This window comes from Trinickia symbiotica (genome assembly GCF_002934455.1).
Lineage (GTDB): Bacteria > Pseudomonadota > Gammaproteobacteria > Burkholderiales > Burkholderiaceae > Trinickia > Trinickia symbiotica.
Genome location: NZ_PTIR01000014.1, coordinates 164,530 through 181,069 on the forward strand (window position 1 = coordinate 164,530; position 16,540 = coordinate 181,069).

16 protein-coding genes are annotated in these 16,540 nt (G+C 65.3%); 8 read left to right on the forward strand and 8 right to left on the reverse strand.

Annotation, left to right across the window (positions count from 1 at the left end; translation table 11 throughout):
- Window positions 1-24 precede the first annotated feature (24 nt).
- Both hemH and B0G57_RS20160 read left to right on the forward strand, forming a co-directional pair.
- Window positions 25-1,098 carry a ferrochelatase gene (gene hemH, locus B0G57_RS20155; RefSeq protein ID WP_018439999.1) on the forward strand — a complete coding sequence of 358 codons (1,074 nt, stop codon included), beginning with the start codon at window positions 25-27 and terminating at the stop codon, window positions 1,096-1,098.
- Window positions 1,099-1,239: 141 nt separating this feature from the next.
- A complete protein-coding gene (locus B0G57_RS20160) occupies window positions 1,240-1,650 on the forward strand; it encodes an RNA-binding S4 domain-containing protein (protein ID WP_018440000.1) in 411 nt (136 codons plus the stop codon).
- On the opposite strand, the gene B0G57_RS31415 is transcribed toward B0G57_RS20160, so the two are convergent.
- Window positions 1,619-1,783 (reverse strand): hypothetical protein, encoded by a 165-nt coding sequence (locus B0G57_RS31415; protein ID WP_181321782.1) that lies wholly within the window; start codon window positions 1,781-1,783, stop codon window positions 1,619-1,621. The genes B0G57_RS20160 and B0G57_RS31415 overlap by 32 nt on opposite strands.
- A gap of 338 nt (window positions 1,784-2,121) precedes the next feature.
- Between B0G57_RS31415 and grpE the strand changes: the two genes are divergently transcribed.
- The 5 genes from grpE (at window position 2,122) to B0G57_RS20185 (ending at window position 8,675) form a co-directional block, all read left to right on the forward strand.
- Window positions 2,122-2,706: a nucleotide exchange factor GrpE gene (grpE, locus tag B0G57_RS20165; protein WP_018440001.1), complete on the forward strand. Its 585-nt coding sequence runs from the start codon at window positions 2,122-2,124 to the stop codon at window positions 2,704-2,706.
- A gap of 43 nt (window positions 2,707-2,749) precedes the next feature.
- Complete coding sequence (locus B0G57_RS20170) at window positions 2,750-3,172, forward strand: thioredoxin family protein (protein ID WP_020566116.1); 423 nt, start codon at window positions 2,750-2,752, stop codon at window positions 3,170-3,172.
- 152 nt (window positions 3,173-3,324) lie between these two features.
- Window positions 3,325-5,280, forward strand: coding sequence for a molecular chaperone DnaK (gene dnaK / locus B0G57_RS20175; protein ID WP_018440003.1), 1,956 nt, complete (start codon window positions 3,325-3,327; stop codon window positions 5,278-5,280).
- A 227-nt stretch (window positions 5,281-5,507) separates the two neighbouring features.
- Window positions 5,508-6,638: a molecular chaperone DnaJ gene (dnaJ, locus tag B0G57_RS20180; RefSeq protein ID WP_018440004.1), complete on the forward strand. Its 1,131-nt coding sequence runs from the start codon at window positions 5,508-5,510 to the stop codon at window positions 6,636-6,638.
- A gap of 48 nt (window positions 6,639-6,686) precedes the next feature.
- Window positions 6,687-8,675: a chorismate-binding protein gene (locus B0G57_RS20185; protein WP_018440005.1), complete on the forward strand. Its 1,989-nt coding sequence runs from the start codon at window positions 6,687-6,689 to the stop codon at window positions 8,673-8,675.
- A gap of 58 nt (window positions 8,676-8,733) precedes the next feature.
- Here the strand turns inward: B0G57_RS20185 and panB are convergent, their stop codons facing one another.
- The 7 genes from panB to B0G57_RS20220 are packed head-to-tail and all read right to left on the reverse strand — an operon-like array spanning window position 8,734 to window position 15,203.
- The gene (panB, locus tag B0G57_RS20190; RefSeq protein ID WP_018440006.1) at window positions 8,734-9,549 is read right to left on the reverse strand and encodes a 3-methyl-2-oxobutanoate hydroxymethyltransferase; all 816 of its coding nucleotides are present in this window, start codon (window positions 9,547-9,549) and stop codon (window positions 8,734-8,736) included.
- 59 nt (window positions 9,550-9,608) lie between these two features.
- Window positions 9,609-10,283 (reverse strand): deoxynucleoside kinase, encoded by a 675-nt coding sequence (locus B0G57_RS20195; protein WP_018440007.1) that lies wholly within the window; start codon window positions 10,281-10,283, stop codon window positions 9,609-9,611.
- On the reverse strand, window positions 10,280-10,801 hold the full coding sequence (folK, locus tag B0G57_RS20200; RefSeq protein WP_018440008.1) for a 2-amino-4-hydroxy-6-hydroxymethyldihydropteridine diphosphokinase: 522 nt from the start codon (window positions 10,799-10,801) through the stop codon (window positions 10,280-10,282). Before folK ends, B0G57_RS20195 begins: the two co-directional genes overlap by 4 nt.
- Window positions 10,802-10,860: 59 nt before the next feature.
- Window positions 10,861-12,546 (reverse strand): polynucleotide adenylyltransferase PcnB, encoded by a 1,686-nt coding sequence (pcnB, locus tag B0G57_RS20205; protein ID WP_018440009.1) that lies wholly within the window; start codon window positions 12,544-12,546, stop codon window positions 10,861-10,863.
- Window positions 12,543-13,229, reverse strand: coding sequence for a histidinol-phosphatase (locus tag B0G57_RS20210; protein ID WP_018440010.1), 687 nt, complete (start codon window positions 13,227-13,229; stop codon window positions 12,543-12,545). The genes pcnB and B0G57_RS20210 overlap by 4 nt, the downstream gene beginning before the upstream one ends.
- 11 nt (window positions 13,230-13,240) lie before the next feature.
- Window positions 13,241-14,029, reverse strand: coding sequence for a DnaA regulatory inactivator Hda (gene hda / locus B0G57_RS20215; protein ID WP_018440011.1), 789 nt, complete (start codon window positions 14,027-14,029; stop codon window positions 13,241-13,243).
- 55 nt (window positions 14,030-14,084) lie between these two features.
- Complete coding sequence (locus tag B0G57_RS20220) at window positions 14,085-15,203, reverse strand: AI-2E family transporter (RefSeq protein ID WP_018440012.1); 1,119 nt, start codon at window positions 15,201-15,203, stop codon at window positions 14,085-14,087.
- A 92-nt stretch (window positions 15,204-15,295) separates the two neighbouring features.
- On the opposite strand from B0G57_RS20220, the gene purM reads away from it, so the two are divergent.
- Entirely contained in the window at window positions 15,296-16,372 is a 1,077-nt protein-coding gene (purM, locus tag B0G57_RS20225) for a phosphoribosylformylglycinamidine cyclo-ligase (protein ID WP_018440013.1), read from the forward strand.
- Window positions 16,373-16,540: the final 168 nt, after the last annotated feature.

The following is a 16,540-nucleotide window of genomic DNA, read 5'->3' on the forward strand; positions in this document are numbered from 1 at the left end:
CCCACCCGGCCCTGTCGATTGCCCATGCGTTTCGATCTCGAGCTGCCGTCGCAGCCTGCCGCGTCACACCGAGTTGCCGTCTTGCTGATGAACCTCGGCACGCCGGATGCGCCGACGGCGCGCGCGGTGCGTCGCTATCTCGTCGAATTTCTGACCGATCCGCGCGTCGTCGAAATTCCGGCGCTCGTCTGGCAGCCGCTGCTGCGCGGGCTGATCGCGCCGTTGCGCGCGGCGAAGGTCGCCAAGAAATATGCGTCGATCTGGATGCCGGAGGGTTCGCCGCTGCGCGTCTATACAGAAAGGCAGACCGAGGCGCTGCGGGCTCTGCTTCATTCGAACGGGTATCCGGTCATCGTCGACTATGCGATGCGCTATGGAACGCCAGGCATCGGCGCGATGTTGAATCAGCTCAAGCTCGCTGGCGCCGAGCGCGTGCTGCTGATGCCGATGTATCCGCAATACTCGGCATCGACGACGGCGACGGCGTTCGACGCCGCGTTCGCGGCCCTCAAGCGGATGCGCAACCAGCTCGAAGTCCGGACGGTCCGGCACTTTGCCGATCAGCCGGCGTATATTCGGGCGCTCGCCGACCAGGTGCTGCGGCACTGGGCCGCGCGCGGCCGCCCCGACTTTGCCGCCGGGGACAAGCTCGTGCTGAGCTTTCACGGCGTGCCGAAACGCACGCTCGACCTCGGCGACCCTTATCACGAGCAATGCCGGCTGACGGCGGCGCTGCTCGCGAACCAGCTTGCGCTGAGTTCGACCGAGTGCCTCGTCACTTTTCAGTCGCGCTTCGGCAAGGCGGAGTGGCTGCAGCCCTACACCGCGCCAACGTTGCGAGAGCTCGGCGCGGCCGGCGTGCGGCGGGCCGACGTCTTTTGTCCCGGGTTTACGTCGGATTGTCTCGAGACGATCGAAGAGATCGGTCTCGAAGTTCGCGACGAATTCCTCCGCGCGGGCGGCAAGCAATTCGAGCGCATCCCGTGCCTCAACGCATCGTCCTCATGGATCGCCGCGCTCGCCGAAATCGTCGCGCAACAGTTGCAGGGATGGCCCGCCCGGTCACCTCTGCCGGCATCGCCGAGCGTGCCGGCGTGAGTCCGCCGCTCGCGAACCGGGCCCGTCGCAGGCCGTGCTCGATCGCTCGCGCCGATCGCTCGGGCAAGATCGTTGCTTTTTTGCGTACTTGGCCACACGACGGCAGGCAATTGCCGGCCAATCCGAATTTCTGGCACTCCGATGAACTACAAGATCTCGACTGAACCGGGCGCACGCCTGCGCATCGACAAGTGGCTCTGGGCGGCGCGCTTCTTCAAGACGCGCTCGCTCGCCGCGGACGCCGTGGACAAGGGCCGCGTGCGCATCGGCGGGATGGCCGTGAAACCGGCGAAGGATGTGCGCGTCGGCGATCTTGTCGAAATCGAGATCGACCGCATGGTATGGGAGGTGCGCGTAATGGGCGTGTGCGAAGTGCGCGGCCCGGCTGCCGTGGCGCAGACGCTCTACGAGGAGACTTCCGCGAGCCGCGCGAAGCGGGAGGCGGAAGCCGAGCGGCGCAGAACGTACCGCGAGCCGTCGGCCGCGTTGCAGGGCAGGCCGACCAAGCGCGACAGGCGCATCATCGACAAACTTTCAGGTGGTGGGGGTTGAACAACTGCTCGAACGTGGCATGAACGACGCCGTATTCGGTGGTTGTATCGGTCACCGCACCGGACATGCAGATGGTCGTGGTCCCCGCAACGAGTATCAGCGCGACCACCGCGATGGCAAAGGTCAGTTTCACTGTACTTCCCCGCTGGGGCTCCCGGTTGATAGGCGACGGACCTGGCGCCGCGACCGACTTTCGATGCGCATCGGCGACAAGGAACGGTCGATGCGCGGATAGTCATAAGGTCAGTCTAGGGCAAACCATAATAGTGCTCAATGCGATTTCGGTTTTGACGAGGTAATCCCTGTTACGGCTCGTTTCGATGCACTTAATTTGTGCAAAAAAACAGCGAGGGAGACCTTGAATTCCTCGCGGCAAGCCCCATTTGCCGCCGATGTGTGGCGGCAGGCGCAACGGACGCAAGAGGATGCGCCTTCCGCGCTTTGATTTCACTTATTGGACGATTCAGCGACATGGAAAATACGCAAGACAACCCGGCCAGCCAGAACTCGAAGCCTGCCGGCGACGACACCGCGCAACCCATTGCCGAGAACGTCGCGGAGCAAGTGGCGGCGGCGGCCGCCGCCGAGCCTGCCCCCGAGCCGACGCCCGAAGCGGCGCTGGCCGAGGCTAAGGCGAAGATCGCCGAGCTCAACGAGAGCTTCCTTCGCGCGAAGGCCGAGACGGAGAACGTGCGCCGGCGTGCGCACGAAGACGTCGTGAAGGCGCGCAAGTTCGCGATCGAAGCTTTTGCAGAGCATTTGCTGCCCGTGATCGACAGCCTCGAAGCGGCGCTCGCCGATTCGTCGGGCGACGTCGCGAAGTTTCGCGAGGGCGTCGAGCTGACGCTGCGCCAGCTCTCGAGCGCGTTCGAGAAGGGCCACGTCGTGTCCGTCAATCCCGTGGGCCAGAAGTTCGATCCGCATCGCCATCAGGCTATTTCAATGGTGCCGGCCGATCAGGAACCGAATACCGTCGTGTCCGTGCTGCAGAAGGGCTACGTGATCGCCGATCGCGTGTTGCGGCCCGCGCTCGTCACGGTCGCGCAACCGAAGTGACGTCGGTCGCACTCCAGGCCCCACACCGCACCAGCGAGCGCGCATGAGTGACCATCCGGTCGACGCTACGGCGTTTTCTGTATTCGAGATGGAGGAGGTGAATGCCGCGAGTTTCGACGCGGCGCTCGCTTCGGCCGGGGATGCGCTTGCCGTCGTTTTTTTCTGGGGCGTCGATTGCTTTAACTGCGAAGTTGCGAAGAAGGCGATGCTGGCACAGCCCGAAGCGATCCGCGCGCTCGGGCTGAAGTGGTTTCATGCCAACGTCTACGAGCATCGCGAGCTCGGGCAGCGGTTTTCGTTGCACGGCGTGCCGACGTGGTTCTTCTTTCACCGCGGCAAGCGGCTCGGTCGGGCGACGGGCTGGCACGGCCTCGCGCAGTTCGAGGCCGCCGTCGAGGCGGCCCGTGCCAAGGCGCGGGCGGCCGGCGGCCAGGCGATTCAGAGCGGGGGACGCAGCGGCGATTGAAAAAACTGAAAGACTGCATCGACTTCAGGGGCTTCGGGGCTTGAAAACGATGCAGCCGCACTTATGTTGTGTGCAGGTATGAATTGAGCGGATGGTCGAGCCAGTGAGGCTGCGGCGTCCGAAAGCGATCAAAAGTCAGGAGATTTAACAAAATGGGCAAAATCATCGGCATCGACCTCGGCACCACGAACTCGTGCGTGGCGCTGATGGAAGGCAACTCGATCAAAGTGATCGAGAACTCGGAGGGCGCCCGCACGACGCCCTCGATCATCGCCTACATGGACGACAACGAGATTCTCGTCGGCGCGCCGGCCAAGCGTCAGTCGGTGACGAACCCGAAGAACACGCTGTTCGCGGTGAAGCGCCTGATCGGTCGCCGGTTCGAAGAAAAGGAAGTCCAGAAGGACATCGGCCTGATGCCGTACAAGATCATCAAGGCCGATAACGGAGACGCCTGGGTCGAAGCGCATGGCCAGAAGCTCGCGCCGCCGCAGATTTCGGCTGAAGTGCTGCGCAAGATGAAGAAGACGGCCGAAGACTACCTAGGCGAGCCGGTCACGGAAGCCGTCATCACGGTGCCCGCCTACTTCAACGACAGCCAGCGTCAGGCGACGAAAGACGCGGGCCGCATCGCCGGCCTCGAAGTCAAGCGGATCATCAACGAGCCGACGGCGGCCGCGCTCGCGTTCGGTCTCGACAAGGCCGAAAAGGGCGATCGCAAGATCGCCGTCTATGACCTCGGCGGCGGTACGTTCGACATCTCGATCATCGAAATCGCGGACGTCGACGGCGAAAAGCAGTTCGAAGTGCTCTCGACGAACGGCGATACGTTCCTCGGCGGGGAAGACTTCGACCAGCGCATCATCGACTACATCATCGGCGAGTTCAAGAAGGAGCAGGGCGTCGATCTGTCGAAGGACGTGCTCGCGCTGCAGCGCTTGAAGGAAGCGGCCGAGAAGGCGAAGATCGAGCTCTCGTCGAGCCAGCAGACGGAGATCAACCTGCCGTACATCACGGCGGATGCATCGGGTCCGAAGCACCTGAACTTGAAGCTCACACGCGCCAAGCTCGAAGCGCTCGTCGAGGAGTTGATCCAGCGCACGGTCGAGCCGTGCCGGATCGCGATCAAGGACGCCGGCGTGAAGGTGAGCGACATCGACGACGTGATCCTTGTCGGCGGCATGACGCGTATGCCGAAGGTCCAGGAAACGGTGAAGGAGTTCTTCGGCAAAGAGCCGCGCCGCGACGTGAACCCGGACGAGGCCGTGGCCGTTGGCGCCGCGATCCAGGGGCAGGTCCTCTCGGGCGACCGCAAGGACGTGCTGCTGCTCGACGTGACGCCGTTGTCTCTCGGCATCGAGACGCTCGGCGGCGTGATGACGAAGATGATCAACAAGAACACCACGATCCCGACGAAGCACCAGCAGGTGTACTCGACGGCGGACGACAATCAGTCGGCCGTGACGATCAAGGTGTATCAGGGCGAGCGCGAGATGGCGGCCGGCAACAAGCTGCTCGGTGAGTTCAATCTCGAGGGCATCCCGCCCGCGCCGCGCGGCGTGCCGCAGATCGAAGTGACCTTCGATATCGACGCCAACGGTATTCTGCACGTGGGCGCGAAGGACAAGGGCACCGGCAAGGAGAACAAGATCGTCATCAAGGCGAATTCGGGTCTCTCGGAAGCCGAGATCGAAAAGATGGTCAAGGACGCCGAGCTGAACGCGGCCGAAGATCATCGCCTGCGTGAGCTGGCCGACGCCCGCAACCAGGGTGACGCGCTGGTGCACAGCACGAAGAAGGCGCTCGCCGAGTACGGCGACAAAGTGGACTCGAGCGAGAAGGAGAAGATCGAGTCGGCGCTGAAGGAGCTCGAGGACGCGCTGAAGAGCAACGCGAGCGAAAAGGCCGACATCGAGGCGAAGATCGAAGCGGTTGCTACGGCCTCGCAAAAGCTCGGCGAGAAGATGTACGCCGACATGCAGGCGCAAAGCGCGGCGGCCGGTGCCGCGAGCGGCGCGTCGTCCGGCGGCGCGAGCTCGGGCGCAAGCGCGAGCAAGCCCGAAGACGACGTGGTCGATGCGGACTTCAAGGAAGTGAAGAAGGACTGAGCTTAACGCTCTATCGCAATGGCGGCTGGCACCCTCGCGGCTAGCGGGGGCGGCCGGCCGGCACGACGCCTGGCGGACTTTCGGGTTCTCCGGGCACATTTGCTTTATGGGCGGGATGCTTGCTTCGGCCGTCGAGCGCGGCCGGGGCGAGCATGCCGGACGGGTCGGAAGACTCCACAGCATGCGAAAGGAGCGGCCGCGCACGTTGCGCGGCCGGCGGTGAACCGATGGCGAAAAGGGATTACTACGAGGTCCTGGGCGTTGCGAAAAACGCGAGCGACGAAGAGATCAAGAAGGCTTATCGCAAGCTCGCGATGAAGTACCACCCCGACCGCAATCCGGACAACAAAAAGGCCGAGGAAAGCTTCAAGGAGGCCAAGGAGGCCTACGAGATGCTCTCGGACTCGCAAAAACGCGCGGCGTACGACCAGTACGGCCATGCCGGCGTCGACCCGAACATGGCGGGCGCGGCGGCACAGGGCTTCGGCGGGTTCGCGGACGCGTTCGGCGACATTTTTGGCGATATCTTCGGCCAGTCAGCGGGCGGCGGCGGCCGTCGCGCCGGCCCGCAGGTCTATCGCGGCGCCGATCTGCGCTACAGCATGGAAGTCACGCTCGAGCAGGCGGCGCACGGCTGCGAGACGCAGATCCGCGTGCCGAGCTGGGTCTCCTGCGAGGTCTGTCACGGCTCGGGGGCGAAGCCGGGCACGAAGCCCGAGACCTGTCCCACCTGTCATGGGTCCGGGGCCGTGCGCATGTCGCAGGGATTCTTCAGCATTCAGCAGACTTGCCCGAAGTGTCACGGCAGCGGCACGTACATTCCCGATCCGTGCCTGCATTGCCACGGCGCCGGCAAGGTGAAGGAAACGAAGACGCTCGAGGTCAAGATTCCGGCCGGCATCGACGACGGCATGCGGATTCGCTCGTCCGGCAACGGCGAGCCGGGCGTCAACGGCGGGCCGCCGGGCGACCTCTACGTCGAAATTCACATCAAGCCGCATTCCGTCTTCGAGCGCGACGGCGACGATCTGCATTGTCAGATGCCGATTCCCTTTACGACGGCGGCGTTGGGCGGTGAAATCGAGGTGCCGACGCTCGCGGGACGCGCGACGTTCACGGTGCCGGAGGGCACGCAATCGGGCCGGACGTTCCGGCTGCGGGGCAAGGGCATCAAGGGACTGCGCTCGAGCGTGCCCGGCGATCTCTACGTGCATGTGCAAGTCGAGACACCGGTGAAACTGACGGAACCGCAGCGCGAGTTGCTCAAGCAATTCGAGAAATCGCTCGTGGAGGGGGGGCCGCGTCACAGCCCCCAGAGCAAAAGCTGGTTCGACCGGGTGAAGAGCTTTTTTGACTGAGACCCATCCAGCTCGAGCTCAAAGAAGCGGCGAGCGCGAGTGAAGCCGATGAAGACTGACGAGCGCAGCGACGTCTTCGCGCTGCTCGACGATTGCGATGCAAGCGCCGCGCGCCGCTCGAGCCGCTTGTACACGGGGTTCGTGCGCGAGCACGTCGCAACCGATGCAGCCGGGCTCGATGCGGTTTGCGCGGCGGCCGCGGCGGATGCCGCCTCGGGGCTGCATGCGGTCGTGCTCGGCGATTACGAGTTCGGCCGCGATCTCCATCTCGGCGATCCACCGAAAGGCGGCGATTCGACGCAGCGAGAGACCGCCTCGCTGCGTTTTTTGTTGTTCGAACGCTGCGCGAGTCTTTCGCGTGACGACACCGACGCATGGCTCATTTCGATGGACGGTAACGCGAGCGAGCCGTCGGCGGCGGGCGCTGCCAACGTTGTCGAGAGCGTGACGCGCGAAGAATACGACGCCGCGATCGCGGCCGTGCATGCGGCGCTCGTCGCCGGCGACTCGTACGAGATCAACTACACGTACCGGCTAGCCTTCGACGTATTCGGCTCCCCGATAGCGTTCTATCGACGGCTGCGCGCCCGTCAGCCCGTGCACTACGGCGCGCTGATTGCGCTGCCGGCGGGCGAGTGGGTTCTTTCTTGCTCGCCGGAGCTTTTTGTCGAAAAGAAGGGAGCGCGTCTGCGCACGCGCCCGATGAAGGGTACGACGGCACGCGGCCGCACGCCCGAGGACGATGCACGAGCGCGAGCGTTCCTGCACAACGACGTCAAGAATCGCGCAGAGAACCTGATGATCGTCGATCTGCTGCGCAACGACCTGTCGCGTGTGGCGCGGACGGGCTCCGTTCGCGTGCCCGCATTGTTTTCGGTGGAGCCTTACCCGTCGATCTGGGCGATGACCTCGACCATCGAGGCGGAGCTTGCCGCCGGCGTTTCGTTCGCCGACGTGTTGCGTGCGCTGTTTCCCTGCGGTTCCATCACGGGGGCACCGAAGCATCGGACGATGCAGCTCATCGACGAGATCGAGACGACGCCGCGCGGCCTCTACACCGGCACGATCGGCTGGTACGACGCGCCGGGCCCCGGGAGCGGCGCGACAACAAGCGAGGGCGTGCGCATGTCCGAGCCGTGCGGGGAGTTTTGTCTCTCGGTCGCGATTCGGACGCTGACGCTCGCGGCGCCGGACGCCGCACCTGCTCGGCACGATGGCGACTTGCGCCGCGGCCACCCCCCCGGTCTGCTGCGTGGCTCGATGGGGATTGGCGGTGGAATCGTGCTCGATAGCGTGGCCGCCGACGAATACGCCGAATGCCGTCTGAAGGCAAGGTTTCTGACGGGGGCCGACCCGGGCTTTCAGCTCTTCGAGACGATGAGGGCCACGCGGACAGCGGGCGTTGCCCATCTGGACCGGCACTTGGCGCGCCTTGCGGGCAGCGCCGCTCAGCTCGACTTCGCGTTCGACGAAGGCTCGGTGCGTCGGCAGATTGCGGAGCGGTGCGAGCAATTGGCCGAACCGGGGGAGCATCGCTTCAGGCTTGCGATCGGCAAGGACGGAACGGTAGCGATCGCGACAGCGCCGCTCGGACCCGTGAAAATGGATGAAGCTTCATTCGTCGGTGTGCTGCTCGCCCCCGAGCATGGGTTCACACCCAGGCGTTCGAACGATTTTCTGCTGCGCCACAAGACCACGCACCGCGCCGAATTCGACCGCGGCTGGCGCGAGGCCGAAGCGCGAGGCGGCTTCGACACGTTGTTCTTCAACGAGCGCGGAGAGCTGACGGAGGGCGGCCGCTCGAACGTGTTCGTCAAGCTCGAGGGCCGGTGGTGGACGCCGCCTCTGGAGGGCGGGCTGCTGCCCGGCATCATGCGCCAATTGTTGCTCGAAGACCCGCAGCTTGGCGCTCATGAACGCGTGCTGACGCTTGCGGACGTGCGCAACGCCGAGGCGCTGCTTGTCTGCAATGCGTTGCGCGGCGCGCTCGCGGCGCGGATTCTTCCAGCCGGAGCCGCGGTCAGCGGCACCGCATAGGCGGAAGATCCAATATCAGCGTAAGCCAGCCCTGGACGGCTGCCCGTTTCGGCTTCCTTCAGAACTCGTGCTCGGGGCCCGGAAACGAGCCTTCCCTGACGGCTTTGACATAGGCTTCCACGGCCGCCTGAATATTCGGCGCGCCTTCCATGAAGTTCTTCACGAAGCGCGGCGGCTTGCCCGGGAAGATACCTAACATGTCGTGAAGGACGAGCACCTGGCCCGAGCAGCCGATTCCCGCACCGATGCCGATCGTCGGAATCCTCAGCTCGTTCGTGACGCCGGCCGCGACGGCCGAAGGAATCGCCTCGAGGACGATGAGCTGTGCGCCCGCGTCCTGAACGGCGCGCGAATCGCGCACGAGCTGTGCCGCGCCGGCTTCGCTTCTACCCTGCACCTTGAAGCCGCCGAACGCGTGAACCGATTGCGGCGTGAGCCCGATATGCGCGCACACCGGCACGGAACGTTCGACAAGAAAGCGGACGGTTTCGGCGAGCCACTCGCCCCCCTCGATCTTGACCATCTGCGCGCCCGCGCGCATGACCTTGACGGCGCTCTCGAAGGCTTGCGTCGCCGTGCCGTAGGTGCCGAACGGCAGGTCGGCGACGACGAGCGCGCGCGGTTGCGCCCGCGCGACACAGGCCGTGTGGTAGGCGATGTCGTCGAGCGTGACGGGCAGCGTGGTCGAGTGACCTTGCAAGACATTGCCGAGCGAGTCGCCGATCAGCAGAACATCGACGCCTGCGCGGTCGGAAAGCGACGCGAAGCTCGCGTCGTAGGCGGTCAGCATTACAATTTTTTCGCCGGCCTCGCGCATCGACTGGAGCTTCGGCACCGTCACCTTCGGCCGGCTCGTTTCCTGCAGGTAGGTCATCGCGTGTCTCGTCTCTAAGAATGATCGGCGCGCATCAGGCGTTGCCGGCCGCGCGAATCTTACTGCGCTTTTACGAAGCTCGCCTTGCGGCCGCGCATCGTTTCGATCTGTTCGACGACGAGCGCGAAGTCCGCTTGCGATTCGAGCGGATTCAGATGCTCGGTGTTGATCGTCAGCACGGGGCTCGCGTCGTAGTGGTAAAAGAACTGATCGTACGCTTCGCAGAGCTTGCGCAGATAAGTCTCAGTGATGAGACCCTCGGCGGCTCGCGCGCGTTTCTGGATGCGTGAGAGCAGCGTATGCGGGCTCGCCTGCAGATGGACGACGAAATCGGGCGCGGGGGCGCCCGCCGGCAGATGCGCGGCGAGCGATCGATAGAGCCGCCGTTCGTCGTCGGGAAGTGTGAGCCGCGCAAAGACGTCGTTCTTTTGCGCGATGAAGTCCGCCACGAGCGGCGCGCCGCTCGCGAGCGCCTCGCCCGCCTCACGGGCCTGCTCCACGCGTTGCAACGCGAAGTGCAGCTGTGCCGGCAACGCGTAACGCGCCATGTCGGCGTAAAAACGATCTAGAAACGGATTGTCGGCCGCGCGCTCGAGCAACGTCCGCATCGACCAGCGCTCGGCCAGTCGTTGCGCAAGCGACGTCTTGCCCACGCCGATCGGCCCTTCGATCGCGAGGTAGCGATACGGCGCGTGCCGTACGGGAGGGGTGACGGTGAGTGCGGGGGAGGTCATCGCGATTTGCCGCGCAACGCGGCGAGCATGGCGCAGCCGCAGGTTTGCACTTTTTCGATGCGTTGATGCGCGACGCCTTCGATCAGCGCATCGGCGCGGCCGATGCCGGGAATCGTGACATCGCCATCGATTTCGACGAGCGGCACGAGAACGAATGCGCGCTCGACGGCGCGCGGGTGCGGGACGATCAGATCGGGCTCGTCGATGCGTTCGTCGCCGAATAGCACGATATCGATGTCGAGCGTGCGCGGCGCGTTGGGGTACGGCCGCTCGCGCCCGAAGTGATGCTCGATGCGCTGGCACAACGCGAGCAGCGTGCGCGCGGTGAGCGCGGTTTCGATCTTGACGACAAGGTTGTAGTAGTCGTCGCCTTCGGCGTCGATCGGCTCGGTCCGGTAGAGGCTCGACTTGGCGAGCACGGTGACGCAGTGCTGCTGCGCAAGGCAAACGACCGCGTCCTTCAGGGACTGGCGAGCATCCCCGAGGTTCGCGCCAAGACCGAGATAAGCAACCGTCATGACATGGCTTCCTACGACTTCACGACTTCACCACTTCTTCGGCGGCTGGCGCCGCCGCATCAATCCTCGTGTGCATCATGCGTGGCGGCGGCGTTCGTCGAGCCGCCGTCGCGCGCGTCATCGGCCTGATCGGCCGACTCGCCGGGCGTGGCGCCCTCGGCCGGCTTCCGGCCGCGGCCGCCGCGCCGCCGGCGCTTGCGCGGCGTCCGTTCCTTGCCACCTTCCGCGAGAAGCGCTTCGCGCGCGGCGGCATCGCCTTCGATGAAGGCCGTCCACCAATGGCCGATCGCGGGGTCCAGCTCGCCCGACTCGCAGCGCAACAGGAGGAAATCATAACCCGCTCTAAATCTTTGGTGTTCGATCAGCTTCAACGCGCTGCGGCCGGAACGCTTTTCGAGGCGCGACTGCAGCCCCCAGATCTCGCGCATGTCGGCCGCAAAGCGCTTGTGGATCGCGAGCTTGCCCGTCTGCGTCTCGATGACGTCGTCCATCGCGCGGTGCAAGGCGGGAACCGGGTACTCGCCGTTGCTCTCGAACGCTTGCGCGCGTTGCTGCACGTCATGCCAGAGGAGGGTCGCGAAGAGGAAGCCGGGCGAGACGGGCTTGCCGGCACGCACGCGCGCATCGGTGTTGTTGAGCGAGAGCGTGATGAACGATTCGCCGTGCGGCTGTTCGAGCACCACGTCGAGCAACGGCAGAAGGCCATGGTGAAGGCCTTCCTTGCGCAGCTGCTTCAGGCACGCAAGGGCATGGCCCGAGAGCAGCAGCTTCAGCATCTCGTCGAAGAGTCGCGCGGCCGGCACGTTGTGGATCAGATCGGCGAGCGGCTTGATCGGCGCACGCGTCGCGTCGTCGATCTCGAAACCGAGCTTCGCGGCAAAGCGTACAACGCGCAGCATCCGCACGGGGTCTTCCCGGTAGCGCGTGGTGGGGTCGCCGATCATGCGCAGCATGCGTGCACGGATGTCGGCGATGCCGTCGTGATAGTCGAGCACCGTCTCCGTCGCCGGATCGTAGTACATCGCGTTGATCGTGAAGTCCCGCCGCGTTGCATCTTCGTGCTGCTCGCCCCAGACGTTGTCGCGCAGCACGCGGCCGCTCGCGTCGACAGCGTGGGTACGGCGGTCGAGCTCGTCGCGGCGCAGGCGCCGCGCGGGCGCGGCTTCGGCCGCAGGCGGATCGACGAGCGCCCGGAACGTCGAGACTTCGATGATTTCCTGGCCGAACTGCACATGGACGATCTGAAAGCGCCGGCCGATCAGCCGGGCGCGGCGAAAGAGCCGCTGGACTTCCTCGGGCGTCGCGTCCGTCGCCACGTCGAAGTCTTTCGGCGCGATGCCGAGCAGCAGGTCGCGCACGGCGCCGCCGACGATGAACGCCCTGAAGCCCGCCTGTTGCAGCGTTTCGGTCACTCGCACCGCATTGCGCGAGATCAGGGCGGGATTGATCCCATGCATCTCCGACGACAGAATGACCGGGGCATCGGGCTCGCGCGCCGCCGATGAACTCCCCCCGGTCGATGCCGCGGCAGCCCCCTTCGCCGTTTGCGGGCTCTTGCGGCGCGGCTTCGCGGGTTTCCCGGTCGCGGCGCCCGCAGGAGCATCGGCTGGCGCGTTTCGCTGGCTGCCGGGGGCGGGCGGTTCGTCTCGACTCCCAGGAGGGACGACTTGCGGGGCGCTCTCGAAGGAGGCGTCCGGGTTGGCCGTGCTCTGGCCGAACAGCTTGCGGATGAGTTTCTTGATCACGACGGTTGGAACAGATCGAGGATGCGCCAGCCCTTCGCCTCGGCATGGGCACGCAGCGTGGCGTCGGGGTTGGTCGCGATCGGATCGGTGACTTTCTCGAGCAGCGGAATGTCGTTGTGCGAGTCGCTATAGAACCAACTCTTCGGGAAGTCGCCGATGGACTTGCCGAGCGAGGCGAGCCAGCTCTCCACGCGCACGATCTTGCCCTCGCGGTAGCTCGGCGTGCCCGTGCCGCGGCCGGTGAACGGCGAGTGCGGCTTGCCGTCGATCGTCTCGACTTCGCAGGCGATCAGCATCTCGACGCCGAACGCGTCGGCGATTGGGCGCGTGATGAACTCGTTCGTCGCGGTGACGATACAGCAGAGGTCGCCCTTCTCCTGGTGGCCGCGCACGAGCTCGAGCGCCGCCGGCACGAGCGCCGGCCGGATCACCTCGTGCATGAACTTCTCATGCCAGGCCGCGAGCTGCGCGCGTGAATATTGGGCGAGCGGCGTCAGCATCGCTTCGAGATAAGCGTGGATGTCGAGCTGGCCCGCCTTGTAGTCGGCGTAGAAACGGTCGACATCGCGCATGAAGGTCGGCCCGTCGACGATGCCGAGCTTCACCATGAAGCGGCCCCATTCGTGGTCGCTGTCGGTGGGAATGAGCGTGTGATCGAGGTCGAAGAGAGCGAGATTCGTCATGAGGCCGCATTTTACTTCAAGCGGCCGCAGGCGGCCGGCGGGGCGTCGCCCGGTGGGTTTTCCGGCGTGGCATCCGGCTCGCTCGCGCTTTCCGGGGGCGCATCGCCTGCCGGCCGCGCAAGCATCGTGCGCAGGAGCGGCAGCGTGATCGCGCGCTTTTGCTCGAGCGAGAAACGGTCCAGCGCGTCGAGCAACGCCATCAGGCTCGGCATGTCGCGCCTGAAGTGGGTGAGCAGATAGGCGGGAACGTCATCGGCGAGCGCAATGCCGCGCTCCTTCGCCGCGTGCTTGAGAACGGCGATCTTGCGGTCGTCGGGCAGCGGCGCGAGATGATAGACGAGCCCCCAGCCGAGACGCGTGCGCAGGTCCTCGCGCACGGCGAGCGCGATCGGGGCGGCGTTGCCCGTGGCGACGAGCGCGGCCGACGGATGCGCGCGCACCTCGTTGAAGAGGTTGAAGAGCGCGATCTGTTGCGCGCTGGCGAGCTTGTCGCAATCGTCCACGACATAGATCGGCACGTGCGGATCGAAAGCGAATGCGGCGAGCGCGCTTTGGGGACCGAGAAAGCGCGAGCGCGCCGGCCCCGCGCTGTGTACGAGCGCGGCGAGCAAGTGGCTGCGTCCGCTGCCTGGCTCGCCCCAGACGTAGAAGGTGCGATCGGCGAGCGGGCCCGCGGCGAGCGCATTGTCGAGCCCGGCCAGGCGGGCGACGAGCTCGGCATTGGCGCCGGCGAAGAAATTGTCGAATGTCGAGGGCGGCGGGGTGCCGAGGTCGAGCGTCAGTTGGCGTTGCACGGACACGGTGGGGGCGGCATGAAGCAGGCGGATGTTGTCACTGACGCGGCGGCGCCCGTGATCATCGTTCTTCCCCCTCGACGACGGGGGGAGACGATTTGCGCGCGTCGAGGTAAAACCGGCTCTCGAGATAGCTGCGGCGCAGCTCGCGCACGGCCGTCGACAGAATCGCGCTGACGGGCAATGCGAGCAGCACGCCGAAGAACCCGAACAATTGCCCGAACGCCAGCAACGCGAAGATGACGGTGAGCGGGTGAAGGCCGATGCGCTCGCCGACGAGCCGCGGCGTCAGGATGAAACTTTCGAGGATCTGGCCGACGCCGTAGACGACCGCAACCGCTACGAAGCCGTAGAAGTTTCCGAACTGGAGCAGCGCGGCGATCAGGGCGAGCGCGAGACCCGTGGCGTAGCCGACGTATGGGATGAAGACCGCCAGGCCCGTGAACACGCCGATGGGCAGCGCGATCTCGAATCCGGCGATCGTGAGCGCGAGGCCGTAGAACACCGCGAGCACGCCCATGACGAGCACTTGGCCGCGCAGATATTGCGAGAGCGAGAGGTCCATTTCCCGCACGAGGGAGACCGTTTTCGCGAGCCAGCGGCGCGGCACGAACAATGCGAGCCGGGCGAGCATCGAGTTCCAGTCGTACAGTAGATAAAACAGCACGAGCGGGACCATGACGAGATCGCCGATCAGCGTGAACATGACGTTGCCGCCTGTGCGCAGGGACTTCCACGCCGCGACGGCGACGGCTTGTCCGCTGCTTTCGATCTTGCTCGTGAGCATGTCGCGCAGGCTCGCGAAGTCGAAGAGGTCGCCATAGCCGAGGTAGGTGAGCTTCGGCTGTGCCCAGTCGTGCAAGCGAGCGATGAAAATGGGGACCTGCAGCTTGAGCTGCGGCAGTTCGCGCTGCACGACGGCGAACACAAGCAGCGCGAGCAGCGACACGATGATCGCGAAGAACAGCATCATGACGAGCGCGGCGAGGCCGCGCGGCACGCGCCTGCGCACGAGCCAGGCGACGCCGGGCTGCAGGATGTAGGCGATGATCGCGCCGAGCAGGAACGGGGTGAGCACGGGCCTCAGCAGCCAGAGCAGCATGCCGAGGCCGAGCGCGACGGCGCTCCAGAAAAGGGCCTGGCGTTGGTACGGCGTGAGAAACGGGGCGTTGTGCGACAAGAGTTTTCCCAAGTGTGGTCGGAGAGGGTAAATCGAGCGGGCCGGCGCGCATCGGGTAAAATCGCATTTTACCGACCTTCTCGCACTTCCCCATGAATCAACCGAAATCCGCTCCGGATGGTGAGACTCCGGCTCGTTCGGCGCAAGGCCTTTCGTACCGCGACGCGGGCGTCGACATCGATGCCGGCGATGCGCTCGTCGACGCCATCAAGCCGTTTGCGAAGAAGACGCTGCGTGAGGGCGTGCTCGGCGGCATCGGCGGATTCGGCGCGCTTTTCGAGGTGCCGAAGAAGTATCGCGAGCCCGTGCTCGTTTCGGGCACGGACGGCGTCGGCACGAAGCTCAAGCTCGCGTTCCATCTGAACAAACACGATACGGTCGGCCAGGATCTCGTCGCGATGAGCGTGAACGATATCCTCGTGCAAGGCGCCGAGCCGCTTTTCTTTCTTGATTACTTTGCGTGCGGCAAGCTCGAGGTCGGCACGGCGGCGACCGTCGTGAAGGGCATCGCTCACGGCTGCGAGCTCGCCGGCTGTGCGTTGATCGGCGGCGAGACGGCCGAAATGCCCGGTATGTATCCGGACGGCGAGTATGACCTCGCCGGCTTCGCCGTGGGCGCCGTCGAGAAGAGCAAGATCATCGACGGCAGCACGATCGTTCCGGGCGACGCCGTGCTCGGGCTCGCCTCGAGCGGCATTCATTCGAACGGCTTTTCGCTCGTGCGCAAAATCATCGAGCGCGCGAACCCCGATCTGTCGGCCGATTTTCACGGTCGTTCGCTCGCCGATGCACTGATGGCGCCGACGCGGATTTACGTGAAGCCGCTGTTGGCGTTGATGGAAAAGCTCGCGGTCAAGGGCATGGCGCACATCACGGGCGGCGGGCTCGTCGAGAACATCCCGCGCGTGCTGCGCGACGATCTCACGGCCGAGCTCGACAAGGACGCGTGGCCGATGCCGCCGCTCTTCTCTTGGCTCCAGCAGCATGGCGGCGTGGCCGACGCCGAAATGCACCGCGTGTTCAACTGCGGCATCGGGATGGCCGTCATTGTGGCGGCGGCCGATGCCGACGAAGCCATGCGCGAGCTCACCGCGGCCGGCGAGCAGGTCTGGAAGATCGGCAAGGTGCGCCCGCGGCACGAGGGCGAGGCGCAGACGGTCGTGGTTTGAAGGGACGTGTAGCCGCTGCTTTTTCGTAGCAGTTGAAAAAAGACCGCTTGGGTGCCAAGCGGTTTTTTTTCGTCGTGCGCCCGGCAGGGCGCATTCACTTGGAGGTGAAAGTCCTCTACACGCCCGGCAAGGGGAAGTGTTAGCCGGAGGCAAGGGTGTCGCGGGCGA

What these genes read in the sequence shown, in the direction of transcription:
- dnaK (WP_018440003.1), top strand. Translation starts at nt 3,325, where the DNA reads ATGGGCAAAATCATCGGCATCGACCTCGGCACCACGAACTCGTGCGTG.
- B0G57_RS20170 (WP_020566116.1), top strand. Translation starts at nt 2,750, where the DNA reads ATGAGTGACCATCCGGTCGACGCTACGGCGTTTTCTGTATTCGAGATG.
- dnaJ (WP_018440004.1), top strand. Translation starts at nt 5,508, where the DNA reads ATGGCGAAAAGGGATTACTACGAGGTCCTGGGCGTTGCGAAAAACGCG.
- B0G57_RS20195 (WP_018440007.1), bottom strand. Translation starts at nt 10,283, where the DNA reads ATGACCTCCCCCGCACTCACCGTCACCCCTCCCGTACGGCACGCGCCG.
- B0G57_RS20185 (WP_018440005.1), top strand. Translation starts at nt 6,687, where the DNA reads ATGAAGACTGACGAGCGCAGCGACGTCTTCGCGCTGCTCGACGATTGC.
- hemH (WP_018439999.1), top strand. Translation starts at nt 25, where the DNA reads ATGCGTTTCGATCTCGAGCTGCCGTCGCAGCCTGCCGCGTCACACCGA.
- B0G57_RS20210 (WP_018440010.1), bottom strand. Translation starts at nt 13,229, where the DNA reads ATGACGAATCTCGCTCTCTTCGACCTCGATCACACGCTCATTCCCACC.
- purM (WP_018440013.1), top strand. Translation starts at nt 15,296, where the DNA reads ATGAATCAACCGAAATCCGCTCCGGATGGTGAGACTCCGGCTCGTTCG.
- folK (WP_018440008.1), bottom strand. Translation starts at nt 10,801, where the DNA reads ATGACGGTTGCTTATCTCGGTCTTGGCGCGAACCTCGGGGATGCTCGC.
- grpE (WP_018440001.1), top strand. Translation starts at nt 2,122, where the DNA reads ATGGAAAATACGCAAGACAACCCGGCCAGCCAGAACTCGAAGCCTGCC.
- panB (WP_018440006.1), bottom strand. Translation starts at nt 9,549, where the DNA reads ATGACCTACCTGCAGGAAACGAGCCGGCCGAAGGTGACGGTGCCGAAG.
- B0G57_RS20160 (WP_018440000.1), top strand. Translation starts at nt 1,240, where the DNA reads ATGAACTACAAGATCTCGACTGAACCGGGCGCACGCCTGCGCATCGAC.